The sequence below is a fragment of the Longimicrobiaceae bacterium genome (assembly GCA_035696245.1).
In the GTDB taxonomy this organism is placed as follows: Bacteria; Gemmatimonadota; Gemmatimonadetes; order Longimicrobiales; family Longimicrobiaceae; genus DASRQW01.
Genome location: DASRQW010000152.1, coordinates 1 through 16,933, shown reverse-complemented (window position 1 = coordinate 16,933; position 16,933 = coordinate 1). Strand labels below are relative to the sequence as shown.

Here is a 16,933-nt window from a genome sequence, read left to right as displayed (position 1 = left end):
TCGGCGCCGCGGAGGTCGAGGTGGTGCGCAGGCCGCGCGTCGCTATCCTCACCTCCGGCGACGAACTGGTGGACCTGGACGGGTTCGACGAGGTGCGCGCGGGCCGCAAGATCGTGTCGTCCAACAGCTACGCGCTGGCCGCGCAACTCGCGGAGTCGGGCATCGAAGCCGTCCCGCTCGGCATCGCCGCGGACACGCGAGAGGGCCTGCGCGAGCGCTTGGAGGCCGCGCGCGGGTGCGACGCCGTGATCACCTCCGCCGGCATCAGCGTGGGCGAGCACGATTACGTTCTCGGCGTGCTTCGGGAGATGGAAACCGACATCGCGTTCTGGCGCGTGCGCATCCGCCCCGGCTCGGCGATGGGGTTCGGGCGGGTGGGCGCGCTGGGCGGCATCCCTTGGTTCGGCCTGCCGGGCAACCCGGTCTCGACCATGGTCTGCTTCGAGCTGTTCGTCCGCCCCGCCCTGCTGAAGATGTGCGGCCACACGCGCAACTTCCTGCCCACGGTGAACGCCGTCGTCCGCGACGCGTACGCCGCGAAAGCGGGGATGACGCACTTCCCGCGCGTCCGCCTGGTGCGTGAGGCGGACGGCACGCATGCCGCGCATCTCACCGGCTCGCAGGGCTCCGGCGTGGGCACCTCCATGGCCGCCGCCGATGCGCTCCTCGTCGTCCCCGCCGGCCGCGACGGTGCCGCCCCCGGCGACGTCCTCCCCGCCGTCATCCTCGGCGGCGCCCCGCTCCAGACGGATCCTGGCTGGTGACCGTCCGGGCGCTGCCTCACCCGGCGCAGTGAAGGGGCGGATGCGGCGGATCGTCGATGCGCACCAACATGTCGGATGCAGCCCGCGAACGCGGGCTTCGCACCATCGTAGCCCCGCGGGTTTACCCGCCAGGGCGATGCCGCCGCCCTGCATCTGCCGGCGCGGGGAAGGGCCCGACCCACATCCCGGCACGAAAGCGCTGGCCCCGCGACGATCCGCGAGGCCGGCTCTTCATCTTCCGTCGGCGCAGCGCAGCGTCGGCTCAGCCTTCCAGCTTGAACCAGAGCTTCACTTTCACCTGGTACTCGTTGACCTCGCCGCCTTTGATGTAGCCGCGCTGCTCGCAGACCTCCATCCACTCCAGGTTCCGCATGGTCTCGCCCGCGCGCTTCACCGCGTTGCGCGCGGCGTCGTCGAAGCTCTTGTCCGACGTTCCCACCATCTCGATCGCCTTGAACGCGTGGCTCATCGTTCCTCCCCCGTGTGGACGCAGGCCCGGCTCCGCCGCCGGGCTCGCCCACCGGCGGGCAAGGCGCGTTCCATCAGGCGCGGCGCGAGCGTCCCGAAAGCACCGCCTGCGCCTGCTCGTGCAGCCGGCCGTTGCTGGCCAGCGCGCTGCCCCACGACTCCACCGGCGACCCGTCGAACTTCGTGAACCGTCCGCCCGCCTCGGCCAGGATCGGGATCATGGGCGCGAAGTCCCAGTGCGAGCCCGCGATCGGGTCGGCCAGCAGGTCCATCCGCCCCGTCGCCACCAGGAAGTAGCCGTAGCCGTCTCCCCACGTCCGGGCGAAGCGGGTGGCGCGCGTGAGCCGGTCCCAGCCCGCACGGTCCGTCTCGTTGGAGCGATCGCGCCAGTATTCGAAGCCCGACGTGAGCAGCCGCGCCTGACTCAGGTCGTCGCACTCGCTCACGCGGGCGGGCGCGCCGTCGGCCCAGGCGCCCGCGCCCTCGGCCGCGACCAGCGTGTGGCCCAGCGCGGGCAGGTGGCAGCAGCCCATCACCGTCCGGCCGTCCACCTCCAGCGCCAGCAGCACCGCGTACAGGGGCACGCCGCTGGCGAACGAGCGCGTCCCGTCGATGGGGTCCACCACCCAGCGGCGCCCGTTGGTGGACGGCACGTCGTCGCCCTCCTCGCCCAGAATGCCGTCGCCGGGGAAGGCTGCCGTGATCGCTTCGCGGATGTGCGCCTCGGCCGCCAGGTCCGCCGCCGTCACCTCGCTGCCGTCGCCCTTGAGCTGCACGTCCGCGCGCCCGAAGTGCTCCAGCGTGATCCGGCCCGCGCTCGCCGCCAGCCGCGAGGCGAAGTCCATCAGGTTGTCCGCGTCCGTCATCTGCCCCGGCTCTGTTGGTGCGTGTTTCCGGCCTCTGTCGCGTCGTACCGCTTCGGAGCCGGGCGGCGATACTGCTGCCGCCCGTCTCCTCCGCGGGGTCGGGGAGCCTCCTCCTCCGGCGGGCCGATACTGCCTGCCCGCCTCCGTCCGGGGTCTCCCCGCCCCGTCGTGAGCCTCGCGTGCTCCGCGCCGGCTGACGGATCACGCCGCGCGAGTCTCCCGCCGCACATCTTCACATGGATAAAGCGAAAGGCACGGCAACAGCCGCGCCCCGCACGATCCAAGCAGAGATTGCGCGAATCTCGCCACCTTCGGATGCGACCCGCGCGTCCGTCGTCTGTCTGCGCGCCGACGTCTCGGATCGACCGACACGATTTCGCATGTCCGGCCATGGACCGACACGCAGGTCGGCCCCTACCGGTTGGACGTGTCCGCGCCCAACCGGTTCGTGGTCCGAGACATGCCTCCGCTCTGCACCGTCACGATGTCTTTGACACCCACGGGCTGCCGCGAAGCCAGAAGCGAAGCGGCCAGTCCGCCGCCTTCGTGATGCCGATGCGCGGGCCGATGGCGACGTCTGCGTCCGGCACGGGCGTGCCCACGGCGAGCCAGAGCGGCGGCACGTCCAGCGGGTGCCCGTTCATCTCCCGGTCGATAGCGAGCGCGCGGCACAGGTTGCCGGGCCCGCGCATCAGATCGCGCTCGGGGCGGCCAGGGCGGCGCTCCATCGCCACCTCCACGCCCTCGACCGGCCGCGCCGCCCGCAGCAGCACCGCGGCTCCGAACCCCTCCGCGTTGGTGACCACGTTCACGCACCAGTGCATGCCGTAGATCAGGTAGACGTACGCCGTTCCGGGCGGGCCGAACATCGCCTCGTTGCGCGCAGTCCGCCCGAAGCGCTCCGCCGCGTGCGACGCCTCGTCGTGCGGGCCCACGTACGCCTCGGTCTCCACGATCTCGCCCACGCACCGCCGCCCGCCGATCTCCGACACGAGCAGCGTGCCCAGAAGCTCGCGCGCGACCACCTCGGCGGGGCGCTCGCAGAAGCCGGGCGGCAGCGGCGCAGGCACCGGCAGAACGGCGGAGCGCCGCACCCGGACCTTCCCGGACGCGGCGCTCCCCTCTGAATTCCGCGCCATCACTCCGGCGCGGGCGTGTCGCCCTTCTTGCCCTTGCCGCGGCTCCGGCTGCGGCGCCGCGGACGCCCGTCATCGCCCTCGCCCGTCTCGGCGACGGCCTCGGGGGCGGGAGCAGGAGCGGGCTCCGGCTCGGGAGCCGGTGCAGCCTCCGCCTTGGGAGCGGCGCGGCTGCGGCGGCGCGGTGCAGGCTTCTCCTCCGCCGCGGGAGCCGCTTCCGGCGTGGGCTCGGGCGTCGGCTCCGGCGCGGGAGCTTCCACCGGCGCCTCGGCGACGGGCTCGGCAACGGGGCCCTCGTCCGCGCCGGCCTTCCGGCCACGCCCGCGACCGCCGCGGCGTCCGCGCGAGCGGCGGGCACCCTCGCCCGCATCTCCCGCCTCGCCGCCCTCGTCGGTGCCCGGCGCTTCAGCCGTCTCCGCCTCGGCCGCCGGAGCGGCTTCGGGCTCCGGCTCCGCCACCACCGGCGCGGCGACCGGTGCCTCGATCGGCTCGGCCTCGCCCGCGGGCACGTCACCGCCGCGACCGCGTCCGCGACCGCCGCGGCGTCCGCGCGAACGGCTGCGGCGGGGGCCCTCGCCCTCGTCCGAATCCGGCGCCTGCTCCGGCGTCGCTTCCGCATCGTCGCTCGCCGCCGGCTCTTCCGCCGCGGCCGGAGCCGCTTCGGTCGAAGCTTCGGCCTGCGCGGCCTCGGCAGACGGCGCCTCGGACTGCGGCGTCTCCGCCGGAGCCGATTCGGCCGCCGACGCTTCCGTCGCGGCGGCAGCGCCCGCATCTGCCGAGCGGCGGTCGTAGTCCTCCGCCCACTGGCCGATCAGGGCGTCGGCGCGGCGGCCCATCAGCTTGCGAACGCTGTCCGGGTCTTCCTGGAGCGCCGCGAAGACGTCGTTGCCGAACGCCTGCGTGAGCGACTCCGCCGTCTTCCGCCCGATCCCGCGGTACGCAGTGGTGATGTACGTCTCGATCTCGCCACGGTCGGTCGGCAGGCCCAGGCGGCCCGCGTCGAACCCGGCCGGAGCTGCGGGCTCGGCCACCGGTGCGGCGGACCTTCCGCCACGCCCGCGACCGCGTCCACGGCCCCGCGGAGCCTCCTCCGCCGGAGCCGCTTCCGTCGCGGCGGGTGCTTCGGCCGCGGGCGCCTCGGCCTGCGGCTGCGTCTCGGGCTGCTGCGGTGCGGCCTCGGCCGCCGCTACGCGCGACGACGGGATCGCCTGCCCGGGAAGCAGCGGCGGCGGGCCGTCACCTCCGCCGAAGCGGTTGCCGCGGTCACCGCGCTTGCCGCTGCGGCCGGCCATGCCCGTCGGACGCGCCGCGGCACCCGAATCCGCCGCGACGGCGGTTTCGGCAGCGCGAGAAGTCTCCACCCGCGGAGTCTCTTCACGCGCCGGAGCCTCGGTGCGCGCAGGTGCTTCAGCACGCGCCGCAGCTTCCTCGCGCGCCGGAGCCTCGGCGGGAGCTTCAGCATCCGCGCCGTCATCGGACGAGGCGCCGAACGCCTGGCCGGGAAGGATGCGCGGTGCGTCGTCGCCACCGCGCCCGCGGCCGCGCCCACGCCCGCGGCGACCGCCGCGCGAGCCCTCGGCCTGCGGCTCCTGCGCGCCCTGCTCGCCGTCGCCCGACGGGTGCATCTGCTCCGTGCGGGCAGCACCGGGCTGCGCGGCGGGGGCCGGGAGCTTCGTGCCGCTGGCGGGCAGCGCCACCTCGTAGCTGCCCTCGCCCAGGCGGCGCAGGTCGATGACCTCGGCGTCGTGCGCCTGGCGGAGGAAACGGCTGAACTTGCTGAAGCCCAGCTCGCCCTCGTCGAAGCCGGGGGCGATGTCGAGCATGCGGCGCTTCACGTCGCCGTCGCGCACCGTCTGCCCGATCTTGCCGCCCACCATGCCGCGCACCGCGTGCTGCAGCAGCCCGTAGGCCGCCTGAAGGCGGTCCGCCTCCGTCCCGGAGCCCTCGGGCCCGCGCCCGCCGTCGAACGACGGGGCCTCGGCCTCGGCATGCTCGGGGGTCTGCACCGCCGGCTCGTAGGCGGCGGGCTCGTAGTGCGTCTCGGCAGCCGCGGCGAAGTCCGGCGCGTCCTGCGTCTCCGGCGCCTCGTCGGCCACGATGGGCGACGGCATGGGCAGCGTGCCCTCGGGCCGCGGCCCGCGCTCGCGGTCACGCCCGAACCGTCCGCGGCCGCGTCCGCGGCCGCGCTCGCGGTCACGATCCCGCTCGCCGCCGCGGTCGCGCTCGCCGTCACGCTCACCGTCGCGGTAGTCGGCCTGGATCTCGTCGGCCCGCGGCTCGTCGCCGCCGTCGTCCTCCACCACCACCTCGTACTGGCCGTTCTCCACGCGCCGCAGCCGGATCAGCCCCTTCTGCGCCGCGTCTGACGCGAACTTGGAGAACTTCGCGTAGCCCAGCGCCTTCTCGTCGAAGCCGGGGTCGAGGTCGATCATCACCTGCTTCAGGCGGTCCGTGCGCATGGCGTCGCGGTTGCGCGCCATCTGCCGCGCGGCCTTGCCCACCAGCAGCCACGGATCTTCCTTCATCCCCTCGTTGGACCCGACGCGGGCGAGGCCCGAAAGCGCGTGGTACGAGTAGTACTCGTCGCAGTTCTGGATGAGCAGGTCGCTAGACGACTCGCGCATCCCCACGCCGATCACGTACTTGCCGTACTCCTTGAGCTTCACCACGCAGCTGGTGAAGTCCGAGTCGCCCGTGAGCAGGATGAAGGTGCCGATCTCGGGCCGCATGAAGGCCAGCTCGATCGCGTCTACCGCCATGCGCAGGTCGGTCGCGTTCTTCTTGCTGGTGCCGTATGCCGGCGCAAAGATCAGGTCGATGCTCGACTCGCTGAGCGGCACCACGTAGTTGGGGTAGCGCCGCCAGTCCGCATAGGCGCGGCGCACCGCCACCTTGCTCTGGAAGACGGTGGAGTTGAGCAGCGTCTTCAGCTCCTTGCCGAGGTCGCTGCGCACGCCCATGGTGACGTTGTCGAAGTCGATCAGCAGCGCCGCGTGCGGCGCCGGGTTGTAGGCGGGAGCGCCGTTCGGCGCCTGTCCCCGCGGGGGGTATGAGCTCATGTCTCGCGTTCGTATGGATGGCTTGCGGCGAGACCCCTCCCCCTCCCCGCGCTCTTTCCGAGCGGAGGGACGGCGGGAGGGGCCTCGCGGTTGGTTTTCACGACGGCCGCGGGAAGGTCATGGGCGGCGGCTCGACTCTTCGGCGCTGATCATGCGCGCGAGCTCCACCCGTCTCACCTTGCCGCTTCCCGTCATGGGAAAGCTGTCGAGGAAGCGGACCAGGTCGGGGACCTTGTAGTCCGCCAGCACCTCGCGGCAGAAGTCCTTGATCTCCTCGCCCGTGACGATCGCCCCCTCGACGGGAACGATGCAGGCGCACGCCACTTCGCCCAGGATCTCGTCCGGGAGGCCCACGATGGCCACGTCCAGGACGGCGGGGTGCGCGTGCAGCCGGTCCTCCACCTCGCGGGGGTACACGTTGAACCCCCCGCGGATGATCATCTCCTTGCGCCGGCCCAGGATGTGGAGGTAGCCCTCCTCGTCCAGCATCCCCAGGTCGCCGGTGAGGAAGAAGCCGTCGTCCGTGAAGACCTGCGCGGTCTCGCCCGGCTGGCGGTAGTACCCCTTCATCACCCCCGGCCCGCGCACGGCCACCTCGCCCACCGACTCCTCCGGCAGCACGGTGCCGTCCACGTCGATCACGCGGACCTCCACGTCCGGGAGCGGCATGCCCACGGTAGCCACCAGCTTGCCCTGGGGGTCGCCCTCGCGGGTCACCGCCAGCGTGGTGCCCGTCTCGGTCAGGCCGTAGCCCACGCGGATGCCGGGCACCAGCTCGCGCTGGATGCGCCGCACCAGCTCTTCCGAGACCGGCGCGCCGCCCACCACCCCGGTGCGCAGCGACGACAGGTCGTGCCGCCGCAGCGACGGCTCGCGCAGCGCCATCACGAACGAGGTGGGCACCCCGTGGTACACCGTGACCCGCTCGCGCTCCACCGTCTCCAGCGCGCGCTCCGGGTCGTGCGCCTCCTCCAGGATCAGCGACGCGCCCGCCAGCATGGTCCCCAGCACCCCCGCGCCCACGCCCGAGGCCGTGAACAGGGTGTTGAGGCCGAACACCACGTCGCTGGGGCCCAGGCCGATGGCGTCGGCGGTCGAGGCCGCGGGCACCATCAGGTTCTCGTGGCTCAGCGCCACGCCCTTGGGCTTGCCCATCGTGCCCGACGTGTAGAGGATGGCGAACACCTCGTCCGGCGCCGCGCCCTCGCGCCGGGGGAACGGGCGCCCCTCGCCGCTGGAGACCAGGTCCTCGAACTGGTAGATGCGGTCGTCGTACCAGAGGTCCTCCTCGCCCACCGAGACCACGTACTGCAGGTCCGGGAGCGAGGTGAGGAAGCTCTCGAAGCGGGCCAGGTAGTCCACGCCGTCGTAGTTCTCGGCCGTGACCACCGCCACCGTCTCGGAGTGGCGCAGCATGTACTGCAGCTCCGGGGTGGTGTACTTCGGGTTGAGCGGGACGATCACGGCGCCCAGCTTGGCGGCGGCGAAGACCGTCACCACGAACTCGGGCCAGTTGGGAAGGGTCAGCGCGATGCGGTCGCCGGCCTCGATGCCCAGGCCGTGCAGCGCTGCGGCGAGCGCGGTCGACTGCGCGTCGACCTGCCCGTAGGTGAGCCTCCGGTCCCCAAACGCCACAAAGGGCCGCTGCGGGTCCTCGGCGACGCGGACAGCCAGGCTGTCCGCCACTGAGAGCCCGCGAAAGCGGTCGCGAAGCGCCATGCAACCTCCGTCCGGTGTTCGGCCAGGAAACAACGGGTGGTAACATAACCGGCCCGCAAGGTGCCGTCAAACTTTGACACCACCTGCGTTCGCGCCTATCTTCCGGCCTCTCCCGCACCCCCGCAACGTACCGGAACCGCAACGCTTTGCACGTCCCGCACTACCTTCGCGAGCTGAACCCCGAGCAGCTCTCCGCGGCCCTCGCCACCGAGGGCCCCGTGCTCATCCTGGCCGGTGCCGGGTCGGGCAAGACGCGCACGCTCGTGTACCGCATCGCGCACCTCATCCGCGGCAAGCAGGTGCCCGCGCGCAACGTCCTGGCCGTCACCTTCACCAACCGCGCGGCGATGGAGATGCGCGAGCGCATCGGCAAGGTGGTGGGCAAGGAGAGCAAGGGCATGATCGTCTCCACCTTCCACTCGCTGGGCGCGCGGATATTGCGCGAGCATGGCGACAAGGTGGGGCTGCCCAAGGAGTTCGCCATCTACCCCACGGGCGACCAGCTCGCCTCCATCAAGCGGGTGATGACGGAAGAGGTGAACGTCGCCGCCACCGCGGGCGACGACAAGTACGACGTCAAGCAGGTGCTCTTCCAGATCAGCGACTGGAAGAACCGCATGGTGGGCCCGGAAGAAGCCGTGCGCGAGGTGGCCGAGGGGCGGATGCGCTACAACCGCAAGGACGACTACGCCGTGCTCGCGGCGGACGTGTATCCGCGTTACGAGCAGACGCTGCGCGCCGCCGGCGCGTGCGACTTCGACGACCTGTTGCTGCTGCCCGTGCGCCTCCTCCAGTCCGACGTCGACATCCGGCGCGGGTACTGGAAGCGCTGGCGCTACATCATGATCGACGAGTACCAGGACACCAACGGCGCGCAGTTCGAGATGGCGCGGCTGCTCACCAACTCGCAGCAGCAGAACCTGTGCGTGGTGGGCGACGACGACCAGTCCATCTACGCCTGGCGCGGCGCAGACGTGCGCAACATCCTCGACTTCGAGCGTCACTTTCCCGGCGCGAAGGTCGTGGTGATGGAGGAGAACTACCGCTCCACGCAACGGATCCTCGACGCGGCCAACGGCGTGATCGCCAACAACACGTCGCGCAAGGAGAAGCGCCTGCGCACCTCTAACGGCCCTGGGCCCAAGGTGGACTACTGGGAGCTGAACGGCGGCACCGGCAAGCCGCCGGAGGTGGAAGAGGCCGAGTTGGTCGCCCGCGAGATCGGGATGCGGCAGTTGAATGAGAAACTCCGGTGGAGCGACTTCGCCGTGCTCTACCGCACCAACCTCCAGTCGCGCCCTTTAGAAGAGGCATTGCGGGCCGTCAACATTCCGTACCGCGTGGTGGGCGGCACCTCGTACTTCGACCGCAAGGAAGTGGTGGACGCCGTCGCGTACCTGCGCCTCGTCGTCAACCCGAAAGACGAGGTCGCGCTGCGCCGCATCGTCAACTATCCGACGCGCGGCATCGGCAAGACGACGCTGATGAAGGCGGTCGATGCGGCGCGGGCGGAGAAGAAGACGCTGTACGAGACGCTCAAGGCGGCGCACGCGGTGGACGGCATCAGCAAAGCGCAGTGGGAAGCGATCCGCGAATTCGTGGAGATGATGGAGGAGGCGCGCATGGAGTACGCTGCGACCGAGGCCGGCATCGCCACCGGCAACCCAGGCGAGCGCACGCTGCATACCTGGGCGCGCGGCTTGGTCAAGCGGCTGCGGCTGGAAGAGGCCGTGCGCAAGGACAACCAGTCGTCCGAGCGCGCGGCCGAGGTGCGCGTGGATATCCTGCGCGAGTTCGTCGACTCTATCGCCACGTACGAGGATCGCGTCTGGAACCACGCGCCGCTTCCGGATGAAGAAGACGACTGGGCTCCGCCCTCGCTCGCCTCCTTCCTGGAGCGCATCTCCCTCAGCGAGGAGGGCGAGGAAAAGAAGGATGATAAGGACAAGGGAGATGCGAACCGCGCCACGCTGATGACGCTGCACAGCGCTAAGGGGCTAGAGTTCACTCATGTCTTCATGGTCGGCCTAGAGGAGGAGATATTGCCGCATAGCCGAAGCGTGCAGATGGTGAGCGACCCAGGCGTGCCTGATCCAATAGCCGAGGAGCGCCGTCTCTTTTATGTGGGGATAACGCGCGCTCGACACCGCCTCTCGCTCACCGGCTGCGCCTCCCGACGAAAGGCCGGCGAGGATATCGTCCGCCAGCCGTCGCGGTTCCTCAAAGAAATCCCACCAGAGCTTGTGACAATGCACAGCGGCGCCCAGAGTTCCCTAACCGCGGCCGAGCGCAAGGTAATGGGATCGAGCTTCTTCGCATCGATGAAGGAGCTACTCGCCAACTGACGTCGCCCGACTGCGACGCCCGCAATATTGTTCCGCGTCCTGTTCGATTCATCGCATCCGCGCCGCCGCGACGTTGCCTCCGCAGCACGCCAAAACGTCCACCGCTGCTGTTCGGTGGACGCGCGCGTCGGTACGCGACAAAAGGCGGAACCCGCATCCATCGCGAGTCCCGCCTTCCTCTTGTGCCGCTCCAGCACCCAGCTCACGGCGCCGGAGGATGGAGATCGACCGGCATCTTGTACATCTCGCCCATCATGCGCACGTAGTCCGCCATGGGCGGGAGGCCGACGGCGGCGCGGCGCTCGTCCAGGTGCGCCTCGTCCTCGATGGGGAACGCGACGAGGCGCCCGTTGCGGACGTCGAACTGCGAACCGTAGAGCTGCGGCTTGCCCTGCTTGGTGCGGACGCGGTCCACCAGCAACGCGCGAGCCTGCGGCTCCACTTCGCCCGGCGCGGCGGCGTCGATGGCCCGCAGCGCCTCTGCCTGGAACTCGGGCGAGTCGCTGTGCTGCACGATCAGCCACGCCGCCTCCGCTCCCGCCTGCCCCACCATGCTGCGCCCCGGCCATCCCTTGGTGCGCAGAATCTCCCGCATCCGCCGCGTACGCACGCTGTCCTCGCGCAGCATCCGCAGCATGAACGCGGTGTCCTGCATCTTCTCGCCCGTGAGGCTGGCGCGGATCGCCTGGTCCTGCCCGCCCATCGTGATCAGCTCGCGGCGCAGCGCCGCGTCGGTCCAGTGCTCCGCGGTGTCCCGCGGGGCGGCAGACTGCGCAGCGGCGGCGCCGGCGGAGAGCAGCAGGGCGGCGAGCGGGAAGATCGCGTTTCGGAAGGCAGCGGAGGCACGCATCGGCAGCCTGAGAGGAAGGGGGAAGAGGGACGGCGGGACGGCGGGACGTCCGCAGATGTACCGCGCGTCTCGATGGAAAGTGCCGCGCGTCCCTTCGCGACTCGCCGGGCAGGTCCTCGCGGCGCGGCGCCGGCTCGCTGTCCGCCGTCCAGACGTGGTACACGATGCTCCATCGACCGTCCGGCTCGCGCTCGAAGAGCATCAGCTAGCGGCCGGATCCCGCCAGCGGACCCGTCGCCTGTCCGCACGGCCGCGTCTGCCAGGTGCCCTGCACGTGCCCCACATTCCCGCGGAACCGCCGGTCCGACGCGCGAAGGCTGATGGTGCGGTCCTCCATCGTCCCGCCCGGGTTGATGCTGGCCGCGACACGCCCGCCGGTGAGCAGTGTCCCGCTCGGCGGCAGCAGCATCGCGTCGGTCGCGTAGAGCGCCACCAGCGCCGCCGTGTCCGCCCGGTTGAACGCATCTTGCCACGCCCGTCCCACGGCCGCAGCATCGGCAGGCGCCGGGTTCACTCGCGCCGCTGGCGCGCACGCGGACGAGAAAACGACTGCTGAAAGTGCGATGAACGGAAGACGTGGTAGACGCATGGAGATGTAGAAAAGTCGGGCGTAGGATGAGGCCGCGCCCACCACTGCCAAGCAGACGCGTTGGAGGACCGCTACAACGCCGCAGCCCGCCTTTTCTATCCCCCAGAGTCCGCGGAAGCTCGATCATCCCCAACGCCGAGCAGCTAACCGCCTGTAGGGGTGCGACTTATCGCGTCCGATCCCTTCGGCATGCCCAGGGACATCCGCAGCGCACGATCCGCCGCACCGCATCCGCCGTGAACGCGCGGAGACGGAAGATGCGAGAACGGCGACGGGCCCGCAGCGCACCGAAGCGCCGCGGGCCCGCCATGCATCTACCGCCATCCATCTGCCGTCACCCGCCGTCCATCGCCCGCTGAAAGCTCAGGCGCGGTTGCCGGTGCCTCCTGCCAGAACCTCCACCACTGTCTCGTCCGCGACGGGCACGCCCCAGCGCCCGTCGCGCGAGAACGGCATGCCCGCGCCCGCGATCAGCGCGTACTCCACGCGGCCGTTGCGCGCCTTCTTGTCCGAGCGCGTCCACTGAACCACGTCTGCCGCCGTCAGCTCGATGGGCATCGCGGTGGGAAGCCCCAGCCGCGCCAGAACCTTGCGCAGGCGCCCGGAAGTGCCCGGCGCCGTGACCCCGCAGCGCTCGCCGATGCGCGCCTCCTCGACCATCCCGATCGCCACCGCCTCGCCGTGCAGCACCGCGTAGCCCGACAGCGACTCCACCGCGTGCCCGATGGTGTGGCCGAAGTTGAGCAGCTTGCGCCGCCCCTCCTCGCGCTCGTCGCCCGAGACGACCTCGGCCTTGATCTCCACCGAGCGGACGATGAGACGCGTGAGCGCGTCCGCATCTCCCGCCAGCAGCTCGTCGGCACTGGTTTCGATCCAGTCCAGGTACTCCTCGTCCGCGATTGCGCCGTGCTTCACCGCCTCTGCCAGCCCGGCCCGAAGGTGCGCGTCGGGCAGCGTCTGCAGCAGGTCCGGGTCCACGACCACCGCGCGCGGCTGGTGGAAGGCGCCCACGAGGTTCTTGCCCATGGCCGTGTCCACCCCCGTCTTGCCGCCGACGGACGAGTCGATCATCGCCATGAGCGTGGTGGGCACCTGCACCAGCGGCAGGCCGCGCATGTACGTGGCCGCCACGAAGCCGCCCAGGTCGCCCGGCACCCCGCCGCCGAAGGCGATGAGCGCCGTGTCGCGGCCCAGCTCGGCCTCCAGCATGGCGTCGGTCACCACCGCCCACGTCTCGCGCGTCTTGTTCGCCTCGCCGGCCGAGAAGGCGAACACGTCCACGCGGTGCCCCGCCCCGTGCAGGCTGCGCGACAGCTTGAGCGCGTACAGCTCGGCCACGCGGTCGTCGGTGATCACCGCGTACCGGTGCGCCGGGCAGAAGCGCGACAGGATGGAAGGCAGCGCCGCGAAGAGGCCGCTCCCCACCAGGATCTCGTAACCCGCCGCCGGTGCTTCGGCCAGCTGCACGGCAATGCGGTGCGGTGCCGTCATCCGTCCTCCTCCATGCGCTGTTCGCCGCGGCGGTCCAGGCCCGCTCCCAGGACCGTCTCGTCTGCCATCCAAAGGGTCAGTGCCGCAAGGTCTCCGTCCAGCTCCGCCGCCCGCGCGCGGATGCGCGCCGCGGCCCCGCCCCGCTCCAGCAGCTCCGGGATCGCGGCCAGCGCGCCCGCATCTCCCAGCGCCGCCGCCACCGGCTCCAGCCGCTCGGACAGCCGCAGCAGCGCGTCACTCGCCGTGATGGTGGCCGGCTCCGCGCGGTCCAGGTCCACCAGCAGCGCGGCGGTCGCATCGCGGCTCACCCGCCAGGAGTTCTCGGCCAGCAGGGTGGACAGCAGGTTCGCGGGCAGCGGCGGCTCCGCGAGCAGCCCCTCCACCACGCCCGCGACCACGGCGCGGGCCAGCGCCGCGGCGGCGATGGCGTCGTCCAGGCGCGGCGTCACGTCGGCCGCGCGCCACTCGATGGTTGGGTACACGTGGTGCGGGCGCATCTCCCAGTAGATGCGGCCCGGCGCGTCGATCCGCTCCGTCGCCATCAGCCAGCGGACCATCTCCGCCATCTCCGCCTCGTCCTCGAACCGGGGCGGCGCGCCCGTGCGCGGCCAGCGCCGCCACAGCAGCGAGCGGAACGACGCATAGCCCGTGTCCTCGCCCGTGAAGAAGGGCGAGCTGGCCGTGAGCGCCAGCACGAACGGAAGGTACAGCCGCGCCACGTTCATCACCCGCACGCGGTCCACCCCCGCCGGCACCCCCACGTGCACGTGCATCCCGAAGATGCTCTGCGACTCCGCCAGCTGGCGGTACTCGTCGCGGATGCGGCGGTACACCGGCGCGTCGGTGAAGGAGTGGCCGCTCGCCGCGCTGAACGGGTGCGTGCCCGCGGCCACCACGCGCAGCCCCTCGGACTCCGCCGCCACCGCCGCGGTGAAGCGCAGGCGGGCCAGGTCGTCGCGCACGCAGTTGGAGCCGCGGCACACGCCCGTCTCCACCTCCACCGTGTGCTCCTGCATCTCCGGCTTGATCTCGTCGGCCCAGTCCGCCGCGATCACGTAGCGGGCGCGGCTGCGCAGCTCGCCCGTGGCGGCGTCCACCAGCTGGTACTCTTCCTCCACCCCCAGGGTGAAGTCTTCGGGTCGGGGCATCCGGCCGGGGCGCGGGAGAGTTGGCGTGCGGGCGGCGCGGGGCGCCGGCGAAGATATAGCCGGGCCGCCGGGGAGCGGCAAGCGAGCCCGTCAGCCGCCGAGAAGCGGCCCCCAGCGCTCGGCCCGCTCCAGGTGTTCCGCCGCGGATAGCAACTCCCGAGCCGTGCGCCCCAGCACGGGGTGCCGCCACTCCGGCGCCACCTCGGCCAGCGGGTGCAGCACGAAGCCGCGGCTCGCGATCCCCGGGTGCGGCAGCACCAGCCGCGGCGTCTCCGCCACCGCGTCCCCGTACGCCAGCAGGTCGATGTCGATGGGCCGCGGCGCGTTCCGGAACGTCCGCACGCGCCCCATCTCCCGCTCGATCCCCTGCGCCGCGTCCAGCAGCGCCTCGGCGGAAAGCTCCGTGCGCAGCTCGCAGACGAGGTTGTAGAAGTCCGGCTGATCCGCGTACCCCACCGGCTCGGTACGGTAGATGGACGAGACCGCGCGCACCTCCCCGACGGCGCCGAGCTCGCGCACCGCCCGCGCCAGCTGCTCCACCGGCCACCCCACATTGGCCCCCAGCCCCACCAGCACGGAAACCGTATCAGGCATGTCGGACGATGATGACGATGGATGACAGGCGGCAGAAACGCATCGGTCGATGTGGCCCGAATGCCAATGTGGACTGGACTCCGCCGATCCAGCCATGGGCCTTCGACGCACGATCCGCTCCGCCGTCGCTCGAAGGTGAAGAACTCACGCCGGGTAGCGAGGAGAAGCCCTCTCCCGCACTGACCCGCTGCGCTCCCCTGGTAGTTGAGGAGGAGCCGGCGACACCAAGCCAGCGGAAACGGGCCAAAAAGAGATCGGCAGGAGCGGGCGACTGCCCCGCTCCTGCCGATCTTCCGTTCACCTGCGGTCCAGCTTGCTTCTCACGCCGCGCGGATTACGCGTTGCGGTCGAGGCAGCCGGCGCCGGCGTTCGGATTGCCGCTCTCCTCGAAGGGGATCGGCAGGTTCACGTCGGTGCCGTAGGCCTCGCCGTTGAAGGTGTTGCCCGTGGGGAACACCTGGTCCTGGGTCCGGCCGTACTGGCGGATCAGGCGGCGGAGGTCGCTCAGGCGGTGCGCCGTGAGCCACAGCGAGAAGCCGCGCTCGCGGAACAGCAGGTCCACCTTGCTCGCGGTGGTCGCACCCAGGTCCGCAGCGGTGAGCGGCGGGAGGGTCGAGTTCGCCTGCGCCCGGGCCTGGTTCAGCTTCACCAGGAAGTTCGGGTCGTTCGGGTTCGCCTGGAGGATCGCCTCGGCCTCGATGTAACGAGCCTCGATGCCGGACGCCAGGATCACCGCCGAGCCGCGGCTCGGGTACTTGAGCTGCTTGAAGTGCGCGCCACCCGCCGCCGACGGCGAAGCGCTCGCCGACTGCGGCGTGCGCGGATCGCCCGCGGTGCGGAAGGGCAGGCCCTTGTGCACGGTGCCCTCGAGGTCGGCGGCGCTGAAGCGCTCCTCCTCGTTCACCATCTGCTCGACCGCGTTGTACGTGCCCTGCGTGGTCGCGTTGTAGTCCACCACGTACGTGTACGCCGTGGGAACCAGCGCCGCCTCGGCGGCGGCGGCCGCGAACTGGCCCTTGTCGAGCAGCGCGCGGGCCTTGCCGAGGTGCGACAGGGTCTTCTGCGCCGAGTTGCCCGTCAGCGCCAGCGAGGCGTCGAACTTGGCGATGGCCGAGTCCAGCACCTGCGTGGTGGTGAGCGGCGAGCCGAACTGGATCGGGCCGGTCACCGGGATGGTGCTGAACGGCACGCCCGAGCAGTAGTTCTCGGCCAACATCAGCTCGGCGTAGCCGGCGATGTTGACCAGCTCCGCATGCTCGGCCGAGCCGGCGCGGCTGGTGCCCGCGTACAGGTCGGCGGCGTTGTTCGCCTCCGAGCGGGTACGCTGCAGGTACGTGAACGAGAAGTTGTTCGACCCGTTCACGCGCTGGATGAAGCGCTGGTCGATCTCGCGGCGGTCGCTGAAGTTGTCGCTCGACACGATCTCGTCGGCGAGCAGGCCGCTGGTGACGATCAGGCCGCCGTTGCTGTTCTGGACGCCGCCGATGGCGGTGGCCAGGCGAGCCTTCGCGCCGGCGTAGGCGTTGATCAGGTTCAGCGTGTCACGCGCCACCGCGGGCGTGACCGTGAACGGGTCCTTCACCTCGAGCGTCTTGTCGAGGTTGCAGGCGGCCAGCGGGAGCGCCAGGGCGAGGAGCCCCGCGGCCCGCCGGGGGAGGAGCCCGAGGCTCCTCCCGTTGCGGTTATGGTTGTTCTGCATGTTGTTCTTCACCCCTTGGGGATGTTGGAGATCAGAAGTTCACGTCGATCCGGGCGGTGATCGCGCGGGTCGGGGGCAGCGTGAAGTCGTCGGCCGTGTTGAAGTTGGACTGGCCGCCGTAGTTGACCTCGGGGTCGAAGCCCGAGTAGTTGGTCCACGTGTGCAGGTTGCGCCCGGCCAGCGTGAAGCTGAGGCCCTGGGTCGG

13 protein-coding genes are annotated in these 16,933 nt (G+C 71.3%); 2 read left to right on the top strand and 11 right to left on the bottom strand.

Going from position 1 to position 16,933, the window contains the following annotated elements; translation table 11 throughout:
• Nucleotides 1–764 (top strand): molybdopterin molybdotransferase MoeA (locus VFE05_06855; protein HET6229783.1); only part of this gene is annotated, 764 nt, incomplete at its 5' end.
• A 262-nt stretch (nucleotides 765–1,026) separates the two neighbouring features.
• Here VFE05_06855 and VFE05_06850 read toward each other — a convergent pair.
• The 5 genes from VFE05_06850 to VFE05_06830 all read right to left on the bottom strand — a co-directional run bounded on the left by VFE05_06850 (nucleotide 1,027) and on the right by VFE05_06830 (nucleotide 8,012).
• On the bottom strand, nucleotides 1,027–1,233 hold the full coding sequence (locus VFE05_06850) for a dodecin (protein ID HET6229782.1): 207 nt from the start codon (nucleotides 1,231–1,233) through the stop codon (nucleotides 1,027–1,029).
• 73 nt (nucleotides 1,234–1,306) lie between these two features.
• Nucleotides 1,307–2,098, bottom strand: coding sequence for an inositol monophosphatase family protein (locus VFE05_06845; protein ID HET6229781.1), 792 nt, complete (start codon nucleotides 2,096–2,098; stop codon nucleotides 1,307–1,309).
• A 479-nt stretch (nucleotides 2,099–2,577) separates the two neighbouring features.
• The gene (locus VFE05_06840) at nucleotides 2,578–3,192 is read right to left on the bottom strand and encodes a DNA-3-methyladenine glycosylase (protein ID HET6229780.1); all 615 of its coding nucleotides are present in this window, start codon (nucleotides 3,190–3,192) and stop codon (nucleotides 2,578–2,580) included.
• Between the two features lie 44 nt (nucleotides 3,193–3,236).
• Nucleotides 3,237–6,293, bottom strand: a complete 3,057-nt coding sequence (locus tag VFE05_06835) for an NYN domain-containing protein (protein HET6229779.1) — start codon at nucleotides 6,291–6,293, stop codon at nucleotides 3,237–3,239.
• Between the two features lie 117 nt (nucleotides 6,294–6,410).
• The gene (locus VFE05_06830) at nucleotides 6,411–8,012 is read right to left on the bottom strand and encodes a class I adenylate-forming enzyme family protein (GenBank protein ID HET6229778.1); all 1,602 of its coding nucleotides are present in this window, start codon (nucleotides 8,010–8,012) and stop codon (nucleotides 6,411–6,413) included.
• A gap of 146 nt (nucleotides 8,013–8,158) precedes the next feature.
• Here VFE05_06830 and VFE05_06825 point away from each other — a divergent pair, with 146 nt between their 5' ends.
• A complete protein-coding gene (locus VFE05_06825; GenBank protein HET6229777.1) occupies nucleotides 8,159–10,357 on the top strand; it encodes a UvrD-helicase domain-containing protein in 2,199 nt (732 codons plus the stop codon).
• A gap of 202 nt (nucleotides 10,358–10,559) precedes the next feature.
• On the opposite strand, the gene VFE05_06820 is transcribed toward VFE05_06825, so the two are convergent.
• From VFE05_06820 to VFE05_06795, 6 genes are all read right to left on the bottom strand, one after another.
• On the bottom strand, nucleotides 10,560–11,207 hold the full coding sequence (locus tag VFE05_06820) for a DUF6624 domain-containing protein (GenBank protein ID HET6229776.1): 648 nt from the start codon (nucleotides 11,205–11,207) through the stop codon (nucleotides 10,560–10,562).
• A gap of 205 nt (nucleotides 11,208–11,412) precedes the next feature.
• A complete protein-coding gene (locus tag VFE05_06815) occupies nucleotides 11,413–11,691 on the bottom strand; it encodes a nuclear transport factor 2 family protein (GenBank protein ID HET6229775.1) in 279 nt (92 codons plus the stop codon).
• A 468-nt stretch (nucleotides 11,692–12,159) separates the two neighbouring features.
• The gene (gene aroB, locus VFE05_06810; GenBank protein HET6229774.1) at nucleotides 12,160–13,287 is read right to left on the bottom strand and encodes a 3-dehydroquinate synthase; all 1,128 of its coding nucleotides are present in this window, start codon (nucleotides 13,285–13,287) and stop codon (nucleotides 12,160–12,162) included.
• Complete coding sequence (locus VFE05_06805) at nucleotides 13,284–14,435, bottom strand: YbdK family carboxylate-amine ligase (GenBank protein ID HET6229773.1); 1,152 nt, start codon at nucleotides 14,433–14,435, stop codon at nucleotides 13,284–13,286. The genes aroB and VFE05_06805 overlap by 4 nt, the downstream gene beginning before the upstream one ends.
• A 90-nt stretch (nucleotides 14,436–14,525) precedes the next feature.
• Nucleotides 14,526–15,029: a 2-amino-4-hydroxy-6-hydroxymethyldihydropteridine diphosphokinase gene (gene folK, locus VFE05_06800; GenBank protein HET6229772.1), complete on the bottom strand. Its 504-nt coding sequence runs from the start codon at nucleotides 15,027–15,029 to the stop codon at nucleotides 14,526–14,528.
• A gap of 334 nt (nucleotides 15,030–15,363) precedes the next feature.
• Complete coding sequence (locus VFE05_06795; protein HET6229771.1) at nucleotides 15,364–16,728, bottom strand: hypothetical protein; 1,365 nt, start codon at nucleotides 16,726–16,728, stop codon at nucleotides 15,364–15,366.
• Between the last annotated feature and the right edge of the window lie 205 nt (nucleotides 16,729–16,933).